We start from the raw sequence: 16,449 nt of genomic DNA on the forward strand, positions 1-16,449 counted from the left end.
GCGAACGGCGGAGTGGGGCGCGGGCCGTGCGGTCGCCGCGGGGGAAGCGGATACCGTCGGTTCCGACGATGCCCGCGTCGATTCTGCTTCCTAAACTGGCCGGCGCCAAACCATCCACCAAGGACCTCCGAAGATGCAACTCGATTCCCGCATTGCCGCCGTCGTCACCGGCGGCGCCTCCGGCCTCGGCGCGGCCACCGCGCGGCGCCTGGCCGGCCATGGCGTGAAGGTCGCGCTGTTCGACCTCAACGCGGCGCAGGGCGAGGCGCTCGCGGCCGAGATCGGCGGCGTGTTCTGCCAGGTCGATGTCACCTCCGAGACGCAGGTCGACGCGGCCTTCGAGCGCGCGCGCGCCGCGCACGGCCAGGAGCGCGTGCTGGTCAACTGCGCGGGCACTGGCAACGCCGTGAAGACCGCGAGCCGCGACAAGGCCACGGGCGAGATCAAGCACTTTCCGCTCGCCAACTTCGACCGCATCATCCAGATCAACCTGGTGGGCACCTTCCGCTGCATCGCCAAGTCGGCCGCCGGCATGCTCGCGCTCGATATGCTCGAGGACGGCGAGCGCGGCGCCATCGTCAACACCGCCTCGGTGGCCGCGCAGGACGGCCAGATGGGGCAGGCCGCCTACACCGCCTCGAAGGCCGGCATCGTCGGCATGACCCTGCCGATCGCGCGCGACCTCATGAGCGAGGGCATCCGCGTCAACACCATCCTGCCGGGCATCTTCGACACGCCGCTGCTGCAGGGCGCGCCCGACAACGTGAAGGCCGCGCTGGCGGCCTCGGTGCCGTTTCCGAAACGGCTGGGCAATCCGGCGGAGTACGCGGCTCTGGCGGAGTTGATGATCACCAACGGCTACTTCAATGGGGAGAGCGTGCGGCTCGATGGGGCGATCCGCATGGCGCCGCGGTAGGCGGAGGCGTCGGCGCCGACTTTTTCGCGCCAACCCCCGAATATTCCTCGGTGCCTCGGGGCGTCGCTCCCGGTTGTCCTATGCTCGCGCGCCAGCCACCGGCGCCGCGGCGCGCCGACATCCGCGAGAACTTCAGTTGCCCCTTCGTCTTCATCCTCGAATGCCACGCGACCGCGTGACGACAGCGCATCGGATTCCGCCGTCCGGAGCCTTCCATGCGTGAGTTCCACAAGGGCGTGCTCTACGCGCTCGCCGCCGCGGCGCTCAATGCAACGATCGGCGTCCTGACCAAGTTCGTGGTGGCGATGGGATTGCAGGCCGATGCCATCGCGGCGCTCAAGACCCTCATCGGATTCGTCGTCGTGGGCGCGATCGGGCTGGCGGGCTTGCGTTCCGGGTGGCGCGGCAAGTGGTGGCAGGCAGCGGTCTGCGCGTTCTTCGGGATCTTCGTGCTGTTCTACTTCGAGACCGCCGCCTACGCGCACGAGGCCACGGCGAACGTGGTCGTGACCTTGATGGCCTTTGCGGCCTTGTCCGCGATCGTGCTGGGCTGGCCGCTGCTGGGCGACAGGCCCGGTCGCTTCCAATGGATCGGACTGGGCATCGCGCTGTTGGGCGTGGGCATGGTCGCCGGCGTGAGTGTTGCCCAGAGCCCTCGTGGCCTGCTGCTCGCGGCGCTCGCCGGCACCGGCTATGGTGTGTTCTCCGTGCTGGTGAAGAAGTTCGGCCTGCCTGGCGGATTCGCACTCACCGCCCGACTGCTGATGTTCGGGACGTTCTACCTGGCGGCGATGGTGCAGTTCGATGCGCTCGCGCGCGTGGAGTGGCATGCATCGGCCGTCGGCGCGCTCGTGCTGCTGGCCGTGTTTCCGACCGTCCTGGGTTTCGTCTGCACCACGCGTGCCATCCAATGCATCGCGCCGGGGCAGGTGCAGACGCTCGAACTTGCCGAGCCGTTGTTCGCGGGTGCCTTCGCCTTCGTCCTGCTGCGCGAGGTGCCGACCGGCTGGGCGATTGCCGGTGGCGTGCTGGTCGTGCTGGGGCTGTATGTCTCCTCGCGCCAGCCGAGCCCGAGGCATTCGTCCGAAGCGTTGCCATCGATCCCCGGATAGACGTGGCGGCGCGCGCGCAGCCTTACTCCGCCGGCTCCACGGCCCCGCCCAAAATCGTCCGATCCGACGACGCCCGCCGTATCCTGGGGGCCAACAATTCCCCGAGTCACACCAAGTCCCAGGAGAACCCATGCCCGAAGCCTATATCGTCGCCGCCGCCCGCACCGCTGGAGGCCGCCGCAACGGCCGCCTGGCCGGCTGGCATCCCGCCGACCTCGCCGCGCAGGTGCTCGACGCGCTGGTCGCGCGCACCGACGTCGATCCCGCCGCCATCGAGGACGTCATCATGGGCTGCGTCGGCCAGGCCGGCGAGCAGGCCTCGAACATCGCGCGCAACGCGGTGCTGGCCTCGCGCCTGCCCGAGTCGGTGCCGGCCACTTCGGTCGACCGCCAGTGCGGCTCCTCGCAGCAGGCGCTGCACTTCGCGGCCCAGGCCGTGATGTCGGGCAGCATGGACGTGGCGATCGCGGCCGGCGTCGAGAGCATGACGCGCGTGCCCATGGGCCTGCCGACCACCTTGCCGCTGAAGAACGGCCTGGGCTTCTATGTCAGCCCCGGCATGCAGAAGCGCTACCCCGGCGTCGAGTTCAGCCAGTTCACGGGCGCCGAGATGATCGCCGCCAACTACGGCATCGCGCGCGCCGAACTCGATGCCTATGCGCTGCGCAGCCACCAGCTCGCGGCCGCGGCCACGCGCGCCGGCCATTTCGAGCGCGAGATCGTGCCGGTGGCGGTGCGGCTGGCCGATGGCAGCGAGCCCGGCGAGATGCACCTGGCCGACGAGGGCATCCGCGGCGACGCGACGCTCGAGAGCATCGGCGCGGTCAAGCTGATCGCCGAGGGCGGGCGCGTGACGGCCGCGACCGCGAGCCAGATCTGCGACGGCGCCAGCGGCGTGATGGTGGTCAACGAGCGCGGCCTCAAGACCTTCGGCCTGAAGCCGCTCGCGCGCATCCACCACATGAGCGTGATGGGCCACGACCCGGTGATCATGCTCGAGGCACCGATCCCGGCCACGCAGCGCGCGCTGCAGAAGGCAGGCATGAAGATCTCCGACATCGACCTGTTCGAGGTCAACGAGGCCTTCGCGCCGGTGCCGCTGGCCTGGCTGCAGGTGACGGGCGCCGATCCCGAACGGCTCAACGTCCACGGCGGTGCCATCGCGCTCGGCCATCCGCTGGGCGCCTCGGGCACCAAGCTCATGACCACGCTGGTGCATGCGCTGGGCCAGCGCGGCAAGCGCTACGGGCTGCAGACCATGTGCGAGGGGGGCGGCATGGCGAACGTGACGATCGTCGAGCGGCTCTGAACGCGGGGCGCTTCAGCCCAGGCCGTTCCAGTCGCAGCGCAGGCGGTAGCGGCGGCCCGCGAGGGTCAGCGTGCCGCGGGTCTGGGCGATGTGCAGCGCAGCCGTGCGAGACGGCCGCTCGACGCTGGTGCCGCTCGCCTGCACGGTGCGGCGCGCGTAGTCGATGGACCGGCGCCGTGGCGTGAATCGTTCGGATGAAAGATCGCCGTGCTGCTCGCGCGCGACGATCAGCCCGGTCAGCTCGCCGGTCGACAGGCTGAACTGCACCTCCACCGCATAGGGCCATCCTGCGCAGGACAGGCTGCCGTTGGCGAAGGCCGGTGCGGCGCAGGCTAGCCAGGCGGCCGCGCAGAGGATCGAGGCACGCAGTCCCGCGAGGGTCGGCATCCGCATGTCAGGCAAAGGGGTAGGGCCCCTGCATCGGCCCGATGTGGCTCAGGTGGCTCACCATGCCGTGCGCCTCGTCCCACAGGTGCAGCAGGCAGCCGGGCCGGCCCAGGTAGGAGGCCGGTGCCGCGTCGCTCGCGAGCCGCAGCGCGATCTCGGTGGTGGTGCTCGGCGCGCTGCACACCACGGTGCCGGCCCAGCGCCTCAGCATGCCGCGGTGCACATGGCCGCACAGCACGCGCTCCACGTTGCCGGCCGCGCGCACCACGGCTTCGAGCGGCCCGGTGTCGATGCAGCGGTAGGCATCCATGTACGGAATGCCGCTCATGAACGGCGGGTGGTGCAGCATCAGCAGCGTGGGCCTGGTGCGGTCGGCCTCCAGCGTGCGCTGCAGCCAGGCGAGGCCCTCCGCGTCGGCCAGCCCATGGTGCAGGCCGGGCACGCAGACGTCGAGCGCGACGATGCGCACCGGGTGGTCGTCGATGCAGTAGTGCAGCGCGCCCGTGGCCGGCAGGTAGCCATGGTCGGCGAAGGCCGCGCGGAAGTGCTCGCGGTGGTCGTGGTTGCCGGGCATCACGAGCAGCGGCACTTCGAGCGTGGCGAGCAGCCGGCGCGCCTGCGCATATTCCTCGGGCCGGCCCTCGTCGACCAGGTCGCCGGTCAGCAGCACCAGGTCGGGCCGGCGATCGAGCGCATGCAGGTGGGCGATGGCCTCCTCGAGCATGCGGTTGGAATCGACCACGCCCTGGTAGAGCACACCGGCGGGGCGCACGTGCGGGTCGGAGATCTGGGCGATGAGCATGGACATGGGGCGGGCATCCGGTGGTTTCGCATCATCACGCAGATTCCGTTCCCGCCGCGCGCCTTCAATCGTCCGTTCCGACGATGCCGCCCTGGCGCGCTGCTGCCACGATGCGGCGGCCCCCAGCACAGGAGACGCCCCCATGTTCGGATTGATGCAGGACCGCCCGCTCTTGATCTCGTCGCTGATCGAGCATGCCGCCACCTTCCACCCGCACACCGAGATCGTGGTGCGCACGGTCGAGGGGCCGATCGTGCGCACCGACTACGACGCGGTGCACCGGCGCGCGAAGCAGGTGGCCCGTGCGATGGCGCAGCTCGGCATCGCACCCGGCGACCGCGTGGGCACGCTGGCCTGGAACACGCACCGGCACCTGGCGCTGTACTTCGGCGTGTCGGGTGCGGGCGCGGTGCTGCACACCGTCAACCCGCGGCTCTTTCCCGAGCAGATCGACTACATCGTGAACCACGCCGAAGACAAGGTGCTGTTCTTCGACACCAGCTTCGCGCCGCTGGTCGAGAAGCTCGCGCCGGGCCTGCGCTCGGTGCGCGCCTTCATCGCGATGACCGACCGCGCCCACATGCCGGCCATCGACGTGCCGAACCTGCTGTGCTTCGACGAGCTGATCGATGCGCAGAGCGAGGACTACGACTGGCCCGTGTTCGACGAGCGCACGGCCTCGTCGCTGTGCTACACCTCGGGCACCACGGGCAATCCCAAGGGCGTGCTCTATTCGCACCGCTCGACCGTGCTGCACTCGCTGATGGAGTGCACGCCCGACACCTTCGGCGTGAACTCGGGTATGACCTTGCTGCTCGCGGTGCCGATGTTCCATGCCAATGCCTGGGGCATGCCGTACGCGGCGGCGATGGCCGGCGTCAAGCTGGTGATGCCCGGTCCGCACCTCGACGCGCAGAACCTCTACGAGCTGATGCGCGACGAGAAGGTCAGCATCTCGCAGGCCGTGCCCACGGTGTGGCTGATGCTGTTCCAGTACTTCGATGCCCATCCCGAACTCGATCCGCGCGCGCTGGGCCTCAAGCGCATCGGCCTCGGCGGCGCCGCCACGCCGCGCAGCATGATCGAGCGTTTCGAACGCGACTTCGGCGCCGACTTCGTGCAGGGCTGGGGCATGACGGAGACCAGCCCGATCGGCGTGATCGGCAACCTGCTGCCCAAGCATGCGGCCTTGAGCGACGACGAGAGGATTGGCATCAAGATGAAGCAGGGCCGCGGCGTCTGGGGCGTGGCGCTCAAGATCGTCGGCGAGGACGGCCGGCGCCTGCCGCACGACGGCAAGGCCTTCGGCCACCTGCATGTGCGCGGGCCCTGGATCGCGAGCGGCTACTTCCGCGGCGAGGGCGGCAGCGTGCTCGATGCCGAGGGCTTCTTCCCGACCGGCGACGTGGCCACCATCGATGCCGACGGCTATGTGCAGCTGGTCGACCGCGCGAAGGACGTGATCAAGTCGGGCGGCGAATGGATCTCGTCGATCGACCTCGAGAACGCGGCCAGCGCCCATCCGGCGGTGGCCGAGGCCGCGGTCATCGGCATCCCGCATCCGAAGTGGACCGAGCGGCCACTGCTCGTCGTGGTGAAGCGGCCCGGCAGCGAAGTGACCGCTTCGCAGTTGCGCGATTTCCTCGCGCAGCGCGTTGTCAAGTGGTGGCTGCCCGAGGACGTGGTCTTCGTCGACAGCCTGCCGCATACGGCCACCGGAAAGTTGCTCAAGACCAAGCTCAGGGAAATGTTCAAGGGATATGTCGCGACCAAGTCGGTTTGATGACTTGTTCGATTTTTCTGTGGACAACTCTGTGGGTTGTGCGGGGAGCGGATGGGCGAAGCGAGGATTGACGGGGCTTCCCACCACATTGCCTGTTGAATAGGCAGGGGCTCCCGACCGTGCAAAAAAGACTGCGCCACCCCGCGGTTCCGTCCAAAAAATCGTGGTAGGGCGACGGAAATCCGGGGGCGGTTTCAGCGCTGCAGCGCATCACGCAAGAAGGCGAGCATGCGCGGCCACGAATCGCTGCGCGCCCGCGCATTGCCCTCGGGCGTGCCGCCCAGGTCCATCGTTTCGCCGGATATCGCATGGACCGAGCGCGTCATGGTGGTCGGCGCGTTCGGCCAGGCGATCGAATGGCCGGCGCGCGGGTAGCTCAGGTGCTCGGCGCGGTGGGCGAATTTCTTTTCGAGCAGACGCTGCAGCGCGAAGTCGGCGAGATCGGTCGAGGGCCACAGGCCGTCGGCCTCGCCCGAGATCAGCAGCACCGGGCCGTTGATCTTCTCGACCTTGATCGAGCTTCGCTCCAGCAGCGCGGGATCGCGCAGCGGGATCAGGTACCAGTCGAAGCTGTCCTCGCGCGCAAGGCCCTTTGCGACGGCTTCGTCCCATTGCGCGTGCGTCAGCGTCGATGCGAAATCGATCTCCTCGCCGCCTAGCGTCCATGCGCCATGGCCGCTCGCGGGATAGGCGGGCCACACGATGCCGCTGGGCACATAGCCGATCACGCAGCCGATGGCGGGAAAGTGCGCGCCGAGCAGCAGCGCGAGTTCGCCGCCGCGCGACACGCCCACGGTGCCGATGCGCTCGGCCCGCACGCCGGGCTGTTCGGCCAGCCATTCGAGCGCGGTGCCGAAGTACTCGAGCGGAATGCGGTCCAGCGTGGGCGGCAGGCCGTCGGCCGCGAAGTAGGCCAGCGCGAGCGCGGCGAAGCCATGCGAGGCGAGCAGCGCGGCCATCTCCTGCGACCACGCCAGGCCGCCGTTCGATCCGCCGAGCACGAGCACGGCCGGATGCGGGCCCGCGCCCGCGGGTTCGAACAACTGGCCGACCAGGCCGCGTTCCCTGAGCTCCCGTTGCCGCACGCCGTCGCCGACATACACGCGGCGGATCGAGACCGAGATCGCGCTGCCGTCGCTCTCGCGCACCGCGCTGAGCGTGGCGGTCAGCGGATCGTCGTGCAGGCCCGCGATGCCGCCGACGCGCTCGGGCGGCACCAGCGCGCGCGACCAGAACAGGCCCATCGCGTCGGCGCGCTCGTAGCTGCCCGCGACCGGCGACTGCCGCGCGGGATCGACCGTGCCGCTGGCGTCGGCCACGAAGTGGGCCTCCGATTGCGTCACCTGGTGGCCGAAGCGGTTGCACAGCTGCAGCACGACACGCTCGCCGGGTGCGAGACCGCGCAGGCGGATCTCCAGCGATTGGTCGACGAGGCACTGCGATGGCAGGGGATCGAATTTCATGCCCGCATTCTCCCCGCGCCACCTTCGGCGCACCTTCAGAAGAACTCGTCGAGCAGGCAGTAGAACGCGATGCGCTCGGCATCGGGCGCGATGCCGTAGCGTTCGAAGAAGGGCGCGGTCCAGCCCTCGCCGAGGTTGAAGCCGATGCTGCGCGCGGCCAGCGCGAGGTCCTGCCAGCGGTCGGCCACGCCGACGCGGCCGCAGTCGATGAAGCCCGTGAAGCCGTCGGCCGTCGCCATCAGGTTCGGCAGGCAGGCATCGCCGTGGGTCACGACGAGGTCTTCGTGCGCGGGCCGCGTCGCGCGCAGTCGCTCGAACAGATCGAGGGCGGTCCAGCCCGCGCGCTCGTCGTCGAAATCGCTCTCGTCGACCAGGCCGGCCACGGCGCGCACGTGCGCGTCCTCGATCCGGTGTGCCAGGCGATGGTCGAAGGGACAGGTGGCGACCGGCACCCGGTGCAGCAGGCGCAGCGCATCGGCCATGTGCACGACGATCTCGGCCGGGCGGAACGGGCCCGACGCGAGATCGCGGCCCGGCACGGCGCTCATCAGCAGCCAATGGCGATCGTGTTCGAGCGCCTGGTCGAGCACTGCGGGCGCGGGCAGGTCCTGGCGCGCGAGCCATTCGAGCCGCGCGATCTCGCCCGGCAGTTCAGCGAGGGGCGCCACGGGCTCGGACTTGAGGAACAGCAGGGCGCCATCGGCGGCCTCGATGCGAAACACATCGGCGCCCGATTCGCCGATCGTCTGGCGCTGCCAGTGGGCATCGGCCAGGCGGGCGCGCCAGGCGCGAGGAAAAGGGGGCGGGGGATTCAAGCGCGAAGGACTCCAGGGGGTGGCGCGGATGGCGCGGCACGCATCGTCGTCGCTCGCGCCCGCCTTTTCAAGCAAGCCACCACCGGCCCGCGGGCCGTTGCGCGCTAGTCCTTCTTCGGCGCGTCGGCGTCGTTCTCTTCCGCGTGGCCCAGCACGATCTGGCCCTCGGTGACGAAGCGGTCGAACTCGATGCGCGGGATCGCGGCGGTCAGCGGATTGCCGTCCTCGGTCCAGGTCAGCACCACGCTGTCGTCCGCGACCAGCGCCTGGCAGACGCCTTCGGGAATGCGGATCTGCGGGCCATCGCCCGCGCGGAACTCGACCACGCCGGCGATGCGGGCGTCGAGGCGTGAAGTGGCGGTGGTATTCATGGTCGTGGAGGTCCTCGGGTTGGAAGTCCAAAGCCTTGCCGAAGACAGGGGGAGGCCCGCGTGGGACGACATCGCCGATGCGCGCAGGCGCAGCGTCGCGAGGCCTTTGGTGTTGTAGGAGGAGTCCTGCATCGGGACTGGATTTCGTCCTCGCGAACGCGCCCGCGCGAAGCGCTCTAGTCGGCGCGACGAAACAAGATGCAACCCGCTGGAGACAAGAGAGATGAACTTCGAAGGAATCTATTGCTTCGACACCGCCACGGTGCGTTTCGCGTTCTACCCGAACGGTCCGCAGGGCCAGCGCGTGCTGGCGGAGATCACGGAAGACGCGCTGCACGATGAATTCGGCGTGCGCGAGGGCGGTCCGCAGTTGCTCGAGGCCTGCCGCGCCTACTTCGACGCGATCGAGGCCAAGGCCCGGGAGCGCTACCGCGACGAGCCGCGCTGCCTGATCTCGCTGACCTCGGAAGACTTCATCCGCATTCCTCGCTGAGGCGTTCGCTCTCGCGGCGACGGCCCACGGCGCGTGTTGTCCTACGCGCCGGGACGGGCCGCTTTCCAGAATGGGTGGACGCACCGCGTGCTTTCCCTCTCTCTTTCTGGAAGGAGAACCCTCATGGCTTCGAAGACCGATACCCGCGACCCCAAGGACACCAGCAAGCCCTTTCCGTTTCCCACCGCCGAGTCGCACGGCAAGCCCGCTCCCGAACACGACAAGCCCACTCACGAGGCACCGAGCGAGGATGCGCTCGACAGCGGCGTGGAGGAATCCTTTCCCGCCAGCGACCCCGTCTCGGTGACGGTCACCAAGGTCAAGCTGCCGCCGGGCAAGGCCGATGCGTGATCCGGGACATCGTTCCCGGACTACGCACACAAGCGCTCGCGGCGACTGTCGAGTGCCGGGACCGATCCCGATGATCGGCCCACGATGCCACAGACCGCCGCCACAGCCACACTTTCCCGCGAGGCGGACCACACCGACGCCGCCTCCGTTCCTCAAGGCCTCTGGCGCCGCTGCAAGCGTTGGGCGCTGCCCGTGCTCGGCATCGTGGTGCTGGGGCTCTTGCTCTCGCATGCGCACAAGGTCGACTGGGCCGGCGCCTGGCATGCGCTGCAGCGCTATCCGCTGTGGCTGCTGCTCGGCGTGCTCGCGCTCTCGACCGCCAGCCATGCGCTCTACGGCTGCTTCGACCTGCTCGGGCGGCTGCACACGCGGCACAAGCTCGCCGCCTGGCGCACCTGGGCCATCGCGGTCACGAGCTATGCCTTCAACCTGAACCTCGGCTCGCTGGTGGGCGGCGTCGCGATGCGCGCGCGGCTCTATGCGCGCGCCGGGCTCGACGAGGCCACGGTGGCGCAGATCGTCGGCCTCAGCCTCGTGACCAACTGGCTGGGCTACGGCCTGCTGGCCGGCGGCCTGTTCGCCGCGGGCGCGATCGACCCGCCGCGCCAGGCGCACCTGGGCGTGGTGGCCTTCCGTGCCATCGGCGTGCTGATGATCGCGCTCGCGATCGGCTACGTGATCGCCTGCGGCGTCGCGCGCGGCAAGCGCTGGACCCTGCGCGGGCGCAGTGTGCAGCTGCCCTCGGCGCGGCTCGCGCTGCTGCAGATCTCGCTGTCGGCCTGCAACTGGGCGCTGATGGGCGCGGCGATGTACCTGCTGCTGGGGCAGAAGGTGCCGTACGCGACCACGCTGTCGGTGCTGATGGCGGCCTCGATCGTGGGTGTGTTCACGCCCATTCCCGCGGGGCTCGGCGTGCTCGAGGCGGTGTACCTCGCGCTGCTGTCGGGCAGCGTGCGGCAAGGTACGCTGATGGGCGCGGTGCTGGCCTACCGCGCGCTCTACTACCTGCTGCCTCTGGGCGGCGGGGTGCTGCTGTACCTGATGCTCGAGCGCCATGCGTCGAGTCACCCGGCTGCGGCCGAGGCGGGGTGAACACGGCGGTGTGCGCCTGGGCTTGTGCGCGCAAGGGGCGACCTCCTACGTTCGCAGCCGCATGGCGGGCGCAGCGTGGCCCCAGGTGGCCATCGCCGGCCCGTGGCGAGCCTTCCGATGGCCTTGTCCTCCCATTGCAGATTGCGAGGTCCGGCATGCATTCCATTTCGACGTTCCGTCATTCGTCCCGAGGGCGGGCCTGCGCGATCGCGTGCACCATCGTGCTCGGTGGCGTGGCATCCGTGCCCACGGCCTTCGCGGCCGAACCCGCCGTTCAGATCGCCCAGGCCGGCGCGGTGAACGCCCCCGACCGCAGCCTGATGACCCTGGCCGCGGGCGCCGGCCTCTACGAGCTCGAGGTCTCGAAGCTCGCCGCCTCCAAGGCCGTGAGCGCCGAGGTGAAGGACTATGCGTTGATGCTCGCGAAGCACCACGGCGAATCGAACGAGGCACTGCGCCAGTTGGCCGCGCGCAAGTCGGTGCAGCTGGTGGCCGAGATTCCGGCCGACAAGAAGGCGCGCATCGAGGCGCTGCAGGGCCTGTCGGGCGAGGGCTTCGATCGGGCCTATGTGGACCGCGTGGGCATCCAGGACCACGAGGCCGACATCCGCCTGTTCGAGAACATGGCGCGCGACGCCAACGATGCCGAGCTGCGCGCCTTCGCCGAGAAGACGCTGCCGGTGCTCAGGACGCACCTCGACGCCGCGAAGACGATGGCGAGCAACCGGCGGCAGGCGCAGACGCCGGCGCCGCAGTGACACCCGCCCCCGCATGGCGCGCACCGCCGCACTGAAGCGCTACCAGGCCAAGCGCAATTTCGACATCACGCCCGAGCCCGCCGAGGGTGGCGAGTCGCTGCCCGGCGCATTGCAGTTCGTGGTGCAGAAGCACTGGGCGCGCAGCCTGCACTACGACTTCCGCATCGAGATCGACGGCACCATGAAGAGCTGGGCCGTGCCCAAGGGGCCGAGCTACGACCCGCACGACAAGCGCATGGCGATGCATGTGGAGGACCACCCGGTGTCGTACAACGCCTTCGAGGGCGAGATTCCCGCGAAGCAGTACGGCGCGGGCAAGGTGATCGTCTGGGACAAGGGCTTCTGGGTGCCGCTGGGCAATCTGCGCAAGGACTACCGCGCGGGCCACATCAAGTTCGAGCTGCATGGCCACAAGCTGCGCGGCCGCTGGGCGCTGGTGCGCATGAAGGCGCGCAAGGAGGGCAGCGGCGATCCCTGGCTCTTGATCAAGGAGCGCGACGAGTTCGCGCGCGAGGCCGCGGAATTCAGCGTGGTCGACCAGTTCCCCGACAGCGTGGCCGCGCTCGCGATGCCGCGGGCGAGCACAGTGTCGAAGCCCGCCGCGAAGAAGGCGGCGCGAAATCGTTCCGAGTGGCCCGAAGAAGCCGTCGAGGCCGAGCCTCCGCCCAAGCTCGCGCCGGTGCTCGCCACGCTGGTCGATGGGCCGCCGCCCGATCCGGGCGACTGGGTCTACGAGATCAAGTTCGACGGCTACCGGCTGCTCGCGCGCATCGAGGGCAAGACGGTGCGGCTGTTCACGCGCAACGGCCACGACTGGAGCGATCGCATGCCGCACCTGGTGCGCGCGCTGCAGCGCATGAAGCTGAAGCCGGGCTGGCTCGACGGCGAGATCGTGGTGCTCGACGAGGCCGGCCGCACCGACTTCCAGGCACTGCAGAGCGCCTTCGACAGCACGCGCACCCAGGACATCGTCTATTTCCTGTTCGACCTGCCGTACTACGACGGCCACGACCTGCGGGCCGTGCCGCTGGTCGAGCGGCGCGCGCTGCTCGAGCGGCTGCTCGCCGATCCGCCGCCCGAGATCCGCTTCAGCGCGGTCTTCGACGCACCGCCCGAGGACATCGTGGCCTCGGCCTGCCGCATCGGGCTCGAGGGCGTGATCGGCAAGCGGCGCGGCAGCGCCTACCGCTCGCGCCGTTCGCCCGACTGGATCAAGCTCAAGTGCGCGCGCAGGCAGGAGTTCGTGATCGCCGGCTACACCGACCCGCAGGGCTCGCGCACGGGCTTCGGCTCGCTGCTGCTCGGCGTGCATGACGAACACGGCGAGCTGGTGTTCGCGGGCGGCGTGGGCACGGGCTTCAACGAGCGCTCGCTGGCCGAGATCTTCGCGCGACTGAAGCCCCTGGTCATCGACCAACGTCCGTTCAAGCAGCGCATCGAGAACGAGCGCCGCGCGCACTGGGTGAAGCCGGTGCTGGTGGCCGAGGTCACGTTCTCCGAATGGACGCAGGACGGCCATGTGCGCCACCCGGTGTTCTATGCATTGCGCAGCGACAAGCCCGCGAAGCAGATCGTGCGCGAGGCGCCGGTGCCCGCGCGCGCGGCGGACCGGGAGCAGGCGAAGACCAAGGCCAAGGCCAAGGGCCCGGCCGCCACCTTGCCCGCGAACTTCAAGGTCTCGCATGCCGAGCGCGTGGTCGATGCCTCGACCGGCATCACCAAGGTCGAGGTGGTGCGCTTCTACGGCCTGGTCGCGCCGCTGATGATGGAGCATTTGCGCGGCCGGCCGGTGTCGCTGGTGCGCGCGCCGCGCGGCATCGGTGGGCAGCTGTTCTTCCAGAAGCATCTCGAGGACGGCAGCATCGATGGCATTCGCCAGCTCGATGCCGCGCTGTGGCCCGAACATCCCGCGCTGATCGAGGTGGCGGCCGCGCTCGGCCTGCCGGGCGCGGCGCAGATGAACGTGATCGAGCTGCACACCTGGAACGCCGTCAAGTCCGCGATCGACAAGCCCGACCGCATGACCTTCGACCTCGACCCCGGCGAGGGCGTCGACTGGCCCGCGATGCTGCAGGCGGTGGAGCTGATGCGCGTGATCCTGGTCGAGCTCGGGCTCGTGCCCTTCTGCAAGACCAGCGGCGGCAAGGGCCTGCACGTGGTGGTGCCGCTGCGCCGCGTGCATGGCTGGGACGCGGTGAAGGATTTCTCGCAGGCCATCGTGCGCCACATGGCGCACACCTTGCCGCAACTCTTCGTGGCGAAGAGCGGGCCCTCGAACCGCGTGGGCCGCATCTTCATCGACTACCTGCGCAACGGCTTCGGCGCCACCACGGTCAGCGCCTGGTCGCTGCGCGCGCGGCCGGGCATGGGCGTGTCGGTGCCGGTGGCGTGGGACGAGGTGCCCGAGCTGCGCGGCGGCGCGCACTGGACCTTGCGCGACATCCACACGCGGCTCGATCGCGGCAATGCGCCGTGGGACGGCTATGCGAAGGGGGCGCGCAGTCCGAACGCGGCGATGAAGATGCTCGGCTTCGACGCGAAGAAGACCGATGGCCGCGGGCGCTGACCCGCGGGTCCCGCGCGATCAGAAGGCGTGCCGGATGCCGACGTCGTAGCCGGTCGCGCCGCGCGGTTCCATGCCGCCCTTGGTGACGTAGGCCGCCTGCGGAAAGATCGCCGGCAGGCTCAGCACCAGCGGGGTGACACCCATCACGCCCGGATTGTTGTGGCCGTCGCGGATGCCGATGCGCGCCACCGTCGCATAGAGCGCGGTGCGCCTGGACAGGTTGTGCACGTAGCCCAGCGCCAGCTTGTCGACCGAGGCGTTGCCGCCGGGCATCCCGTTGCCATTGCTGAAATTCACGCGCGCGAACGAGGCGCGCACGAGGCCCGGCCCCACCGGCATGTTGAGTCCGGCGACGAAGCCGTCGTAGCGGTCGGTGGCCCGGCTGCCGAACGGGCCGGCGTCGTCACGCGCATTCCGCACGCGGGACCATTCGCCGAACAGCTTCACCGCGCCGAAGTCGTAGGAGCCGCCGAGGTTCAGGCTCCTGATCTTCTCGCCGCCGGGCGCGGCGCTCACGAGCGTGCTCTCGCCGTAGCCCAGCGCCACGTCGGCCGGACCGCCGGTCCATCCCACGCGCGCGCCGGCATAGCGGCCGCGCCCGGACGGGCTGTCGCTCGCGTCGCTCGCCTTCACGTTCTCGTGGAAGGCGTACTGCACCTGGCCGTAGAAGCCGCCGAGCCCCGGCGGCAGGAAGTAGCTGAGGGCGTTGCTGGTGCGCAGGTAGCTGTCGGTGCCGGCGGAGAGCGCGCCGTTGAGCAGGCCGCCGGTGGCGAGCGCCCGCGAGGCGGCGAGGTTGCTGTTGACCACGGCGACCAGGTTGGTGCCGACGCCGTTGACGCCGAAGGGATCGAACACGCCGTCGTTCCAGAACGAGGCGGTGTAGTCGCGGCCCAGGCGCAGTTCGCCGAACGGTCCCGAGAGGCTCAGGGTGGAACGGCGGCCGAAGTTGCCGATGCCGCCGCCGTTGTCGTTGGCCAGCGGTGCCTCGAGCCAGAAGCCGGCCGCGAGGCCGCCGCCCAGGTCCTCGGTGCCGCGAAAGCCCAGCCGGCTGGACGCGTAGCCCGAGGGCGAGAGCGCGGTCTGGCTCTGCCTGGCCTGGCGCGGCGCCGCGAGGCCCCAGGATCGGCTGCGGGTGTTGTAGTGGCTGATGCCGGCATCGACGACGCCGAACACGGTGAGGGAGGATTGCGCGGCGGCACCGCCCGTCGCGGCCAGCAGCGACAGGGCCAGCGTGGTGGTCTTCATGGCGGGCTTCCTCAGGGGACCAGCACGGTCGATCCGGCGGTCTGGCGCGACTCGAGCGCGCGATGGGCCTGTGCCGCATCGGCGAGCGCGAAGCTGCGTTGCGGCTCGCTGACGATGCGCCCGGCCAGCACGTGGTCGAACAGCTCGCGCGCCATCTCGAGCATGTGGGCGCGCGGCTGGATGTAGTGCGCCATCGCCGGCCGCGTCATCCACAGCGAACCCTTGGCCGCGAGCAGCTGCGAGTCGATCACCACCGAGCCCGAGGAGGTGCCGTTGCTGACCAGCGTGCCGCGCGGCTGCAGGCAGTCCAGCGAATCCATCAGCGTGTCCTTGCCCACCGAGTCGTAGACCACCGGCACGCCGCGGCCGCCGGTGATCTCGCGCACGCGCTCGACGGTGTTCTCGCGCGCGGTCACGATGACGTGGGCGCAGCCGGCGGCCCGGGCGAGCGCGGCCTTCTCGTCGGTGCTGACGGTGCCGATCATCGTGACGCCCAGGGCGCGCGCCCACTGGCAGGCGATCAGGCCGACGCCGCCGGCGGCCGCGTGATAGAGGATGGTCTCGCCGGCCTGCAGCGGACGGACCTGGCGGAACAGGTACTGCGCCGTCATGCCCTTCATCATCAGCGTGGCGGCGGTGCGGTCGGGGAGGTTATCGGGCAGCGGGATCAGCACCGCGGCGGGCATCACGCGGACCTGCGAGTAGGCGCCCTGCGGACCGATGAGATAACCCACGCGGTCCCCGGCCTTGACCTCCGTCACGCCGGGGCCGACGGCCTCCACCACGCCGACCGCGTCCGAGCCCAGCCCGTCGGGCAGCGCCAGCGGATAGCGGCCGGTGCGGAAGTAGATGTCGATGAAGTTGACCGCGATGAAGCTGTGGCACACGCGCGCCTGGCCGGGACCGGGGTCCGCGACCTCGACGTTCTCGAGCCGCAGGACCTCGGGACCGCCGGTCTCGTGGAAGCGGATGGCTTGGGGCATGGC

16 protein-coding genes are annotated in these 16,449 nt (G+C 70.0%); 9 read left to right on the forward strand and 7 right to left on the reverse strand.

Features of this window, described 5'->3' with window-relative positions; translation table 11 throughout:
• Positions 1 to 133: 133 nt before the first annotated feature.
• The 3 genes from AC07RV_RS12680 to AC07RV_RS12690 all read left to right on the forward strand — a co-directional run bounded on the left by AC07RV_RS12680 (position 134) and on the right by AC07RV_RS12690 (position 3,337).
• The gene (locus AC07RV_RS12680; RefSeq protein WP_093343296.1) at positions 134 to 916 is read left to right on the forward strand and encodes an SDR family NAD(P)-dependent oxidoreductase; all 783 of its coding nucleotides are present in this window, start codon (positions 134 to 136) and stop codon (positions 914 to 916) included.
• A 215-nt stretch (positions 917 to 1,131) separates the two neighbouring features.
• Positions 1,132 to 2,028, forward strand: coding sequence for a DMT family transporter (locus AC07RV_RS12685; RefSeq protein WP_296778556.1), 897 nt, complete (start codon positions 1,132 to 1,134; stop codon positions 2,026 to 2,028).
• 130 nt (positions 2,029 to 2,158) lie between these two features.
• The gene (locus tag AC07RV_RS12690; protein WP_296778551.1) at positions 2,159 to 3,337 is read left to right on the forward strand and encodes an acetyl-CoA C-acetyltransferase; all 1,179 of its coding nucleotides are present in this window, start codon (positions 2,159 to 2,161) and stop codon (positions 3,335 to 3,337) included.
• Between the two features lie 12 nt (positions 3,338 to 3,349).
• Here AC07RV_RS12690 and AC07RV_RS12695 read toward each other — a convergent pair whose 3' ends face one another.
• Positions 3,350 to 3,730, reverse strand: coding sequence for a hypothetical protein (locus AC07RV_RS12695; protein WP_296778545.1), 381 nt, complete (start codon positions 3,728 to 3,730; stop codon positions 3,350 to 3,352).
• 1 nt (position 3,731) lies between these two features.
• The gene (locus AC07RV_RS12700) at positions 3,732 to 4,532 is read right to left on the reverse strand and encodes a phosphodiesterase (RefSeq protein WP_296778541.1); all 801 of its coding nucleotides are present in this window, start codon (positions 4,530 to 4,532) and stop codon (positions 3,732 to 3,734) included.
• 136 nt (positions 4,533 to 4,668) lie between these two features.
• On the opposite strand from AC07RV_RS12700, the gene AC07RV_RS12705 reads away from it, so the two are divergent.
• Positions 4,669 to 6,309, forward strand: a complete 1,641-nt coding sequence (locus AC07RV_RS12705) for a long-chain-fatty-acid--CoA ligase (RefSeq protein ID WP_296778538.1) — start codon at positions 4,669 to 4,671, stop codon at positions 6,307 to 6,309.
• Between the two features lie 194 nt (positions 6,310 to 6,503).
• Here the strand turns inward: AC07RV_RS12705 and AC07RV_RS12710 are convergent, their stop codons facing one another.
• From AC07RV_RS12710 to AC07RV_RS12720, 3 genes are all read right to left on the reverse strand, one after another.
• Complete coding sequence (locus AC07RV_RS12710) at positions 6,504 to 7,772, reverse strand: acyl-CoA thioesterase/bile acid-CoA:amino acid N-acyltransferase family protein (protein WP_296778534.1); 1,269 nt, start codon at positions 7,770 to 7,772, stop codon at positions 6,504 to 6,506.
• A gap of 35 nt (positions 7,773 to 7,807) precedes the next feature.
• On the reverse strand, positions 7,808 to 8,587 hold the full coding sequence (locus tag AC07RV_RS12715; RefSeq protein WP_296778528.1) for an APH(3')-II family aminoglycoside O-phosphotransferase: 780 nt from the start codon (positions 8,585 to 8,587) through the stop codon (positions 7,808 to 7,810).
• 104 nt (positions 8,588 to 8,691) lie between these two features.
• Entirely contained in the window at positions 8,692 to 8,958 is a 267-nt protein-coding gene (locus AC07RV_RS12720; RefSeq protein ID WP_296778526.1) for a hypothetical protein, read from the reverse strand.
• Between the two features lie 223 nt (positions 8,959 to 9,181).
• On the opposite strand from AC07RV_RS12720, the gene AC07RV_RS12725 reads away from it, so the two are divergent.
• From AC07RV_RS12725 to ligD, 5 genes are all read left to right on the forward strand, one after another.
• Entirely contained in the window at positions 9,182 to 9,451 is a 270-nt protein-coding gene (locus AC07RV_RS12725) for a hypothetical protein (RefSeq protein WP_093343278.1), read from the forward strand.
• Positions 9,452 to 9,574: 123 nt separating this feature from the next.
• Positions 9,575 to 9,802 carry a hypothetical protein gene (locus AC07RV_RS12730; protein ID WP_296778525.1) on the forward strand — a complete coding sequence of 76 codons (228 nt, stop codon included), beginning with the start codon at positions 9,575 to 9,577 and terminating at the stop codon, positions 9,800 to 9,802.
• 84 nt (positions 9,803 to 9,886) lie between these two features.
• Positions 9,887 to 10,894 carry a lysylphosphatidylglycerol synthase domain-containing protein gene (locus AC07RV_RS12735; RefSeq protein WP_296778523.1) on the forward strand — a complete coding sequence of 336 codons (1,008 nt, stop codon included), beginning with the start codon at positions 9,887 to 9,889 and terminating at the stop codon, positions 10,892 to 10,894.
• A gap of 155 nt (positions 10,895 to 11,049) precedes the next feature.
• Positions 11,050 to 11,652, forward strand: a complete 603-nt coding sequence (locus tag AC07RV_RS12740) for a DUF4142 domain-containing protein (RefSeq protein WP_296778521.1) — start codon at positions 11,050 to 11,052, stop codon at positions 11,650 to 11,652.
• Positions 11,653 to 11,665: 13 nt separating this feature from the next.
• Positions 11,666 to 14,218 (forward strand): DNA ligase D, encoded by a 2,553-nt coding sequence (gene ligD / locus AC07RV_RS12745; protein ID WP_296778519.1) that lies wholly within the window; start codon positions 11,666 to 11,668, stop codon positions 14,216 to 14,218.
• 18 nt (positions 14,219 to 14,236) lie between these two features.
• On the opposite strand, the gene AC07RV_RS12750 is transcribed toward ligD, so the two are convergent.
• Together AC07RV_RS12750 and AC07RV_RS12755 are read right to left on the reverse strand one after the other, a co-directional pair.
• On the reverse strand, positions 14,237 to 15,463 hold the full coding sequence (locus AC07RV_RS12750) for a porin (protein WP_296778516.1): 1,227 nt from the start codon (positions 15,461 to 15,463) through the stop codon (positions 14,237 to 14,239).
• A gap of 11 nt (positions 15,464 to 15,474) precedes the next feature.
• Positions 15,475 to 16,446, reverse strand: a complete 972-nt coding sequence (locus AC07RV_RS12755) for a quinone oxidoreductase family protein (RefSeq protein ID WP_296778513.1) — start codon at positions 16,444 to 16,446, stop codon at positions 15,475 to 15,477.
• Positions 16,447 to 16,449 lie beyond the last annotated feature (3 nt).

This window comes from Variovorax sp. GW821-FHT09B01 (assembly GCF_059418345.1).